7 protein-coding genes are annotated in these 8383 nt (G+C 69.1%); 5 read left to right on the plus strand and 2 right to left on the minus strand.

Annotation, left to right across the window (positions count from 1 at the left end; translation table 11 throughout):
- Window position 1 precedes the first annotated feature (1 nt).
- Together OTB20_RS39150 and OTB20_RS39155 are read left to right on the plus strand one after the other, a co-directional pair.
- Complete coding sequence (locus OTB20_RS39150; protein WP_267824687.1) at window positions 2-1402, plus strand: pyridoxal phosphate-dependent decarboxylase family protein; 1401 nt, start codon at window positions 2-4, stop codon at window positions 1400-1402.
- On the plus strand, window positions 1399-2808 hold the full coding sequence (locus tag OTB20_RS39155; RefSeq protein WP_267824688.1) for a lysine N(6)-hydroxylase/L-ornithine N(5)-oxygenase family protein: 1410 nt from the start codon (window positions 1399-1401) through the stop codon (window positions 2806-2808). Before OTB20_RS39150 ends, OTB20_RS39155 begins: the two co-directional genes overlap by 4 nt.
- A gap of 10 nt (window positions 2809-2818) precedes the next feature.
- On the opposite strand, the gene OTB20_RS39160 is transcribed toward OTB20_RS39155, so the two are convergent.
- On the minus strand, window positions 2819-4630 hold the full coding sequence (locus OTB20_RS39160) for a bifunctional metallophosphatase/5'-nucleotidase (RefSeq protein WP_267824693.1): 1812 nt from the start codon (window positions 4628-4630) through the stop codon (window positions 2819-2821).
- Between the two features lie 128 nt (window positions 4631-4758).
- Between OTB20_RS39160 and OTB20_RS39165 the strand changes: the two genes are divergently transcribed.
- A complete protein-coding gene (locus OTB20_RS39165; protein WP_267824689.1) occupies window positions 4759-5466 on the plus strand; it encodes an SIMPL domain-containing protein in 708 nt (235 codons plus the stop codon).
- A gap of 146 nt (window positions 5467-5612) precedes the next feature.
- A complete protein-coding gene (gene pyk / locus OTB20_RS39170; RefSeq protein ID WP_267755005.1) occupies window positions 5613-7040 on the plus strand; it encodes a pyruvate kinase in 1428 nt (475 codons plus the stop codon).
- Window positions 7041-7056: 16 nt separating this feature from the next.
- Here pyk and OTB20_RS39175 read toward each other — a convergent pair whose 3' ends face one another.
- Window positions 7057-7629: an alpha/beta hydrolase gene (locus tag OTB20_RS39175; RefSeq protein ID WP_267824690.1), complete on the minus strand. Its 573-nt coding sequence runs from the start codon at window positions 7627-7629 to the stop codon at window positions 7057-7059.
- Window positions 7630-7742: 113 nt separating this feature from the next.
- On the opposite strand from OTB20_RS39175, the gene OTB20_RS39180 reads away from it, so the two are divergent.
- A complete protein-coding gene (locus OTB20_RS39180; RefSeq protein WP_267824691.1) occupies window positions 7743-8357 on the plus strand; it encodes a TetR/AcrR family transcriptional regulator in 615 nt (204 codons plus the stop codon).
- Window positions 8358-8383 lie beyond the last annotated feature (26 nt).

Genomic DNA, 8383 nt, shown 5'->3' on the forward strand with positions numbered 1-8383 from the left:
CATGACAGCGCCCCCCGGCACAGGCAGACGCGGCACCGCCCCGCTCGCCGGCGGAGCCCACGGCGCCGACGCCCTGCAACCACTTCTCGCCACCGTCCTCGACGCCCTGCGCACCGGAGCCCACGCCCGCGGCGGACCGCTCCCGGCCGGCGGACCCGAGGCCGTCACCGCCCGCGTCACCGCCGCACTGGGCGAGGTACTCCCCGACCACGGGCACGGCGACCACGAAGCGCTACGGACCCTCGTCCACACCCTCACCGTCGGCGCGGCCGACCCCGCCGACCCCCTGTGCGCCGCCCACCTGCACTGCCCGCCCCTCGCCGTCGCGGCCGCCGCCGACCTCGCCGCCAGCGCCCTCAACGCCTCCCTCGACTCCTGGGACCAGGCTCCCGCCGCCTCCGCCCTCGAAGCCCTCCTCACCCGCGCACTCGCCGCCGAGTTCCACGACACCCCCCACCCCGACGCCGTCCTCACCACCGGCGGCACCGAATCCAACCAACTCGCCCTCCTCCTCGCCCGCGAACGCCACGGCCCCCACCTCACCGTCCTGCACGGGGCCAACGCCCACCACTCCATCCCCCGCGCCGCCTGGCTCCTCGGCCTGCCCCCCGCCCGCAGCCTCCCCACCCCCTCCGGAACCCTCACCCCGGCCACCCTCGCCGAGGCCCTCGCCACCACCACCGGCCCCGTCCTCGTCACCGCCACCGCCGGAACCACCGACGCCGGCCTGATCGACCCCCTCGACGCCCTCGCCGACCTCTGCGACCACCACGGCGCCGACCTCCACATCGACGCCTCCTACGGCGGCCTCCTCCACCTCAGCCCCCGCCACCGCCCCAAACTCGCCGGCCTGAGCCGCGCCCGGTCCATCACCATCGACCTGCACAAACTCGGCTGGCAGCCCATCGCCGCCGGACTCCTCACCGTCCCGGACGCCACTTTGCTGGCCCCCCTCGCCCAGCAAGCCGACTACCTCAACGCCCCCGACGACACCCACGCCGGACTGCCCGACCTCCTCGGCCGCTCCCTGCGCACCACCCGCCGCGCAGACGCCCTCAAGATCGCCGCCACCCTGCGGTCCCTCGGCCGAGACGGCCTCACCCGCCTCATCGACGACACCTGCGCCCGCGCGGACCACCTCGCCCGGCTCCTCGAAGCACACCCCGCCTTCGAACTCCACGCGCAGCCCACCATCAGCACCGTCCTGTTCCGGCCCACGCACGCCGACGACACCGCGCTCGCCGCCCTGCGCCGCACCCTCCTCCTCGACGGCACCGCCGTACTGGGCCGGACCACCGCCGACGGCCGCCTCTGGCTCAAAGCCACCCTGCTCAACCCCCACACCACGGCGGGGGACCTGGATGCCCTCGTGAACCTCCTGGAAGGCAGCACCCACCGATGACCGCCCAGCTGGATGCACCCCACGACCTCGTCGGAATCGGCATCGGCCCCTTCAATCTCTCCCTCGCCGCCCTCGCACACGGCCTGCCCCACCAAGGCGTCGGAGAACTCGCCACCGCCTTCTACGACCAGCGCCGCGACTTCCGCTGGCACCCCGGACTCCTCATCGACGGAGCCACCCTCCAAGTCCCCTTCCTCGCCGACCTCGTCACCCTCGCCGACCCCGCCAGCCCCTGGTCGTTCCTCAGCTACCTCAAGCACAAGGAACGGCTCTTCCCCTTCTACTTCGCCGAGAGCTTCCACATCCAGCGCGCCGAATACGACGCCTACTGCCGCTGGGTCGCCGGCCGCCTGCCCGGACTCCACTTCGGCCACCAGGTCGACGCCGTCCGCTGGAACCCCGAACGCGACCTCTTCGAAGTCGACTTCACCCAGCTCGACGCCGGCGGCGGAGCCGAAGCCCTCGGCCGCACCTACACCCGCAACCTCGCCCTCGGCATCGGCACCGCCCCCTACGTCCCCGAACCACTGCGCCCCCTCGCCGAAGCCCCCACCGTCCCGGTGATCCACTCCTCCGAGTACCTGGACAACCGGCAGCGCATCCTCGGCGCCGAGCACGTCACCGTCATCGGATCGGGCCAGTCCGGAGCCGAGGTGTTCCTCGACCTGCTCCGCTCCCGCCCCGCCGGCCGTGAACGCCTCACCTGGCTCGCCCGCACCCCCTCCTTCGCCCCCATGGAGTACTCCAAGCTCGGCCTGGAGCACTTCACCCCCGACTACACCCGCTACTTCCACTCCCTCCCCGAACCGGTCCGCGACCGCCTCGTCCCCGCCCAGTGGCAACTCCACAAGGGCATCGACGCCGCCACCATCGCCGCCATCCACGAGGAGCTCTACCGCCGCACCCTCGACGGAGGCTGGCCCGACGCGGTCCTCACCCCCGGAGTCAGCGTCCGCACCGCCGGCCGCGTCGCCACCACCAAGGTGGAACTCCACCTCGAGCACGTGGACCAGGGCGCCCGCTCCCGCCTCACCACCGACGCCGTCGTCCTCGCCACCGGCTACCGCGAGCGCCCCCTCGGCAGCCTCCTCGCCGGACTCGACCCCTACCTGCGCAAGGACTCCTCCGGCCGCCCCCGCATCGACGACCGCTACCGGATGCTCACCGACCCCGCCGTCACCGGCAGCATCTTCGTCCAGAACGGCGAACGCCACACCCACGGCGTCGGAGCCCCCGACCTCGGCCTCGCCGCCTGGCGCAGCGCCGCCATCCTGAACACCCTGACGGGCAAGGAGCCCTACCCCCAGCCCGCCCGTACCGCCTTCACCACCTTCGGTCTCGACCAGCGGGAGCACACCCGCCCGCAACCGGCCGGCGAACTGCTCCCGCTGGTCGAGCACCCATAAGGAGAAACGTTTAGAAGACCGGTACCCCGGCTCGGGTCAGCCGCCAGTCCACGGACGCGAACTGCGCCGGGTCCACCGTCCCCTTCGCCTTCACCCACTGGATGATCGTGTTGCGTATCTCGTCGGAATCCGCCCACAGCTGCCTGGACTGCGGAACATGCGGGAAGTTCCCACCACCCGCAGCCCGGTAGTTGTTCACCGCCAGCACGAACTGCGCCGCCGGATCGACCGTCTTGCCCTGGAAGGACAGCCCCGTGATCCGCGAGCCCACCGGCGCGGAGATGTCGATGTCGTACGTCAGCCCGTACACGGCGTCGTAGTTGTAGTCCGGAATGCTCTCCGCGTTCGTCAGCTTCGCCGGATCCACCGCCTCGCCGGGAGCCGTCTGCACGTAGTACCTCGCCGAATACTCCAGATAGTCCTTGACCTGCGCACCTGTCATCAGACGCGCCTCCAGCGTGTTCTCGAACGGGTAAAGACCCGCCGCATCCTTGATCGTGACCTGCCCGACCGGGATCGCCGCGGTCCGCGAGAAGCACGAAGCCTGCGACAGCACGGGCAGCGCAGCCCACTCGGTACCCGCCAGCGCACCCCGCACCGTCTCCGCCTGCACGTGGTTGATCAGATCGATGATCGCCACGTCCTTGACCGGACCCTCCGCCGAGGACATCGCCTGCGTCGAGGTACCGATCACCTGGTTCACGTACGCCACGACCTTGCGGTGCTCGTCCGACAGCAGCCCCACTATCTTCGGGTCCTCCACCGCCGTGTTCGAGTTCAGCACCCGGGCCGACACCTTCGACACCGACCAGCAGCCCTTGGCCCAGGTCAGCTCGAAGTCGAACAGGGTCAGCCGCTGACCCCACTTGAGGGGCTCGGACAACACGACGTCCTTGCCCGTCGCCTTGTTCCGCACCCGGTACTCAGGGATCTCCGTGTGCGCGTGCCCCACCAGGATCGCGTCGATCCCCGGCACCTGCTCCGCCACCAGACCCGCCGCGTTCTCCACGTACGGCAGCTGGTCCCCGTAACTCGACGTACCACTCGAACCGGAATGCGCCGACACGATCACCACGTCCGCACCGAGCGACCGCAGCCGCGGCACGTACTTCGCCGCCTGCTCCTCAAGGCCCGGGAACGTCATCTTCCCCTGCACGTTCGCCTTGTCCCAGATCGCGATCCCCGGGTTCGTCAGACCCAGAACCGCCACCTTCACGTCCCGCCCGTGCGGAGTGCGCAGCCGGTGCATGCTGTACGGCGGGAACGCCGGCCGCAGCGTCTTCGCATCCAGAGCGTTCGCCCCCAGCAACGGGAACTCGCACTGCTCCTCGAACTTCCGCAGCACCGGAATACCGTAATTGAACTCGTGGTTCCCGAGCGCCGCCGCGTCATAGCCGATCGCGTTCATCGCCTGCGCCATCGGATGCACCGGACCACGTCGCGCGGTGATCGGATCCACCTTCGCGTAGTAGTACGACAGCTGCGTCCCCTGAATGGTGTCGCCCGCGTCGATCAGCAGCGTGTTGCACCGCCCCTTCTCCGCGCGCACCTGGTTCACCATCGTGGAGATCTTCGCCAGACCGACGTCGTTGTGCGTCTTGTCGTCGAACTCCTTGTCCGTGAAGTAGTCCCAGTTGAAGACGTTCCCGTGCAGGTCGGTCGTCCCCATCACCGTGAACGCGTACGTCCTCGGCCCCGCGGCCGAAGCGCCGCCGGCCACCGTGTCGGCCGCGGCGGCCGGGGTGCTCGTGGCCCCCGCCAACGCCACAGCCGCACCCGTCGCAGCCGAAGTGCCCAGAAATGTCCTACGGTCGAACGACATGCCATCTCCCCTTTTGAGGCGTGAACAACGCGCGTAGATTCTGACCCAGCAGTAACAAGCCGCAACACCCCCACCAGGTTTCGATCCGATGACCACCCCCGTACGAGCAGCAGTGCGAGAGTGAATCCATGACCCAGGACGCATCGCACCAGCCCTACGGAACCCCCGAAGTCCCCCGCATCGCAGTCCGCGGCGAAGCCACCCTCGAAGTCGACCCCGAAATCGCGCGCATCGGCATCACCGTCAGCGCCCGCGGCACCGACCGCCGCACCGCACTCGAAGACCTCACCCGCCGCAACAACGCCGTCCTCGACCTCGTCAAAAGCTACGGCGACCCCGTCGAAAAGCTCGAAACCGGCGCCTTCTCGATCACCCCCGAACTCGCCCGCCACGGCCGCGGCGAACGTATTCGCGCCTACCACGGACGCGTCCACCTCACCGCCGAACTCAACGACTTCACCACTCTCGGCGAACTCACCACCCGCCTCGCCGACCTCGAACTCACCCAGGTCGACGGCCCCTGGTGGGCCCTGCGGCCCACCTCGCCGGCCCACGGCGAAGCCCGCCGCCAAGCCGTACTGGAAGCCGTCCAACGCGCCCGTGAATACGCCGCCGCCCTCGGATCCGACCTCGCGGCCCTCGTCGAACTCGCCGACCTCGGAGCCGAGAACGCCCCCGCCACCTTCCGAGGGGCCGCCTCCGGCGCCGGTATGCAAACCCTTGCCTTCAGTGCACAAGAAGACGTCGGCGCCCCCGCACTCGACCTCGAACCCCAGCGCCAGACCGTCTACGCACAGGTGAACGCACGCTTCACGATGACCCCTCCCCAGCTCTGAAAACCTGAAGATTTGGTGCCCCGGGGGTGCTCATCAGAGCGCCCCCATGCACATTCAACAGTTGTCAACAAGCTTTTGCTCAAAGGTTGTTGAGTGGACACCCGGAACCAATTTCCTACTCCCTGGTAGGGGCATACCCTCGCCCCATGCGCCGAGCGAAAATCGTATGTACCCTGGGCCCCGCCACCGACTCATACGACCAGATCAAAGCCCTGGTCGAAGCCGGAATGGACATCGCCCGCTTCAACCTCAGCCACGGCACCTACGCCGAACACGAGGACCGCTATCAGCGAGTCCGCAAGGCTTCCGACGAAACAGGCCGCAGCGTCGGCGTCCTCGCAGACCTTCAAGGCCCGAAGATCCGTCTGGGCCGCTTCCGTGAAGGCCCTGTACTCCTTGAACGCGGCGACGAATTCACCATCACCGTCGAAGACCACGAGGGCGACCGCCACACCTGCGGAACCACCTACAAGGGCCTCGCCGGCGACGTCACCACCGGCGAGCGCATCCTCGTCGACGACGGGCGTGTCACCCTCGAAGTCACCGCTGTCGACGGCCCTCGTGTCCACACCCGTGTCATCGAAGGTGGCATGGTTTCCGACCACAAGGGGCTCAATCTCCCCGGTGTCGCGGTCTCCGTACCCGCCCTCTCGGAAAAGGACATCGAAGACCTCCGCTGGGCCCTGCGCATCGGCGCCGACGTCATCGCCCTCTCCTTCGTCCGCAGCGGACGCGACATCGAAGACGTCCACCGCATCATGGACGAAGAAGGCCGCCGCCTCCCCGTCATCGCCAAGGTCGAAAAGCCCCAAGCCGTCGAGAACATCGACGACATCGTCGCCGCCTTCGACGGCATTATGGTCGCCCGCGGGGACCTCGGCGTCGAAATGCCCCTGGAGCAAGTCCCGATCGTCCAGAAGCGGGCCGTCAAACTCGCCAAGCGCAACGCCAAGCCGGTCATCGTCGCCACCCAAATGCTCGACTCGATGATCGACAACTCCCGACCCACCCGCGCGGAAGCATCCGACGTCGCCAACGCCATCATCGACGGCACCGACGCCGTCATGCTCTCCGGCGAAACCAGCGTCGGCAAATACCCCATCGAAACCGTCCGCACGATGGCCCGCATCGTCGAAGCCGCTGAAGAAGACCTCCTCGCCAAGGGCCTCCCCCCGCTCACCGAGCGCAGCAAGCCCCGTACCCAAGGCGGAGCAGTCGCCCGCGCCGCCGCCGAAATGGGCGACTTCCTCGGCGCCAAATTCCTCGTCGCCTTCACCCAGAGCGGAGACACCGTCCGCCGGCTCTCCCGCTACCGCTCTCCCATCCCCCTCCTGGCCTTCACTCCCGACGCCTCCACCCGCTCCCAGCTCAACCTCACCTGGGGAGTAGAGACCTTCCTCGGCCCCCACGTCGACTCCACCGACGCCATGGTCGCCCAGGTCGAAGAGGAGCTCCTGCGCATCGGCCGCTGCGTGCCCGGCGATGTCGTCGTCATCACCGCCGGCTCACCCCCCGGCGTCACCGGATCCACGAACCTCGTCCGGATCCACCACATCGGCGACGCGGTCCGCTGACGTCGCCCCCCGGCAGCTACAGCACCTCACGTATGAGACGCACCGCGTCGGGCAACTCCAACTGGCTCTCACCCCCATTCGGGAAGTGCCCGCCCGACGCGGTCACCCGCGCCTGCGCACCCAACTCGCGCACGAACCGCAGCACATGCTCACCCGTCGCCTCCCCGGTCACCGGGTCATCCGCCGCGTGCAGCACACGGAACTCCCGGGCAGTCTTGCGGATCCGCTGCCAGTCGAACTCCGGCGAGAAGAACGGCGCCAACGCCTCGTACCCCACCTCGCCGGACATCGAGGCCGCGAACGCCGCCCCCGCGAAGGACCCCTCGGCCTCCGTGTCGTGCCCCTGTAGCAGCCGCAGCGCGTTCACCCCGCCCAGACTGTGAACCACCAGCACCGCCTCGCCCGCCGGCGCACCTTCTGTCGCCTCCTCCAGCCCCCTCAGCCACACATCCGCCTCCGGCGCGAAGGGCTCGGGGAAGTTCGGAATCCGCACCTCGTGCCCTTCGGCGGCGAACTCCTCACCCGTCGCCGAATACCAGTGCTCCCCGACGCTCATCCCGTACCTGTGTGCGATCACGATCTTGCCCATGGCTCTGCCCCCGCATCCACATCGTCAGTGTCATTCGTCATCGTCATCGTCTGGCCTGTAAATCAAAACGCGACGCAGCGTTTCGATAAAACGGTAGGGCTTATCGTGAAGCCGTGTCAATCACTCCTTCGGGCACTCCTGCGAGCAACCCGCCCCGCACGGGCGGCCGCCTCCGCAACGAAGACGCCCACCACTCAGTCCTCGAAGCCACCGCCGCGCTCCTCGTGGAGAACGGCTACGGCGCCCTCACCATCGAAGGCGTCGCCAAGCGCGCCAACGTAGCCAAAAGCACCGTCTACCGCTGGTGGAAATCCAAGCCCACCCTCGTCATGGACGCCTACGCCCACGGGACCGCCACTCACGTCCCCGAGCCCGACACCGGCACCCTCGCCGGCGACCTCACCGCCTTCGTCGCCGACCTCTACCGCATCGGCCGCGACCCCGTCCGCGCCGAAGCCCTCACCGGCCTCATGGCCGAAGCCCAGCTCGACCCCGCCTTCGCGGAACCCTTTCGCGCATGGGTCGCCTCCCGACGGGGCGTCGTGGCCACGCTCTTCACGCGCGCCGTCACCCGCGAGGAGCTCCCCGCCGCCACCGACCTCGCCCACGCCACCGACCTGGTCTTCGGCCCCTTCTGGTACCGCCTCCTCGTCGCCCACGCCCCCCTCGACCCGGCCGACGCCGAAGCCCACGTGGCGACCGTCCTGCGTGGCCTCACCGGCCGCTGACCTTCGTCGAGAGCGGGGGGAGGGGG

Origin of the sequence: Streptomyces sp. H27-H1, assembly GCF_026627445.1 — a bacterium.
GTDB lineage: Bacteria > Actinomycetota > Actinomycetes > Streptomycetales > Streptomycetaceae > Streptomyces.

Excerpts from the sequence above, each read along its gene's own strand:
- OTB20_RS39160 (WP_267824693.1), bottom strand. The coding sequence starts at position 4,630 with ATGTCGTTCGACCGTAGGACATTTCTGGGCACTTCGGCTGCGACGGGT.
- OTB20_RS39150 (WP_267824687.1), top strand. The coding sequence starts at position 2 with ATGACAGCGCCCCCCGGCACAGGCAGACGCGGCACCGCCCCGCTCGCC.
- OTB20_RS39165 (WP_267824689.1), top strand. The coding sequence starts at position 4,759 with ATGACCCAGGACGCATCGCACCAGCCCTACGGAACCCCCGAAGTCCCC.
- pyk (WP_267755005.1), top strand. The coding sequence starts at position 5,613 with ATGCGCCGAGCGAAAATCGTATGTACCCTGGGCCCCGCCACCGACTCA.
- OTB20_RS39175 (WP_267824690.1), bottom strand. The coding sequence starts at position 7,629 with ATGGGCAAGATCGTGATCGCACACAGGTACGGGATGAGCGTCGGGGAG.
- OTB20_RS39155 (WP_267824688.1), top strand. The coding sequence starts at position 1,399 with ATGACCGCCCAGCTGGATGCACCCCACGACCTCGTCGGAATCGGCATC.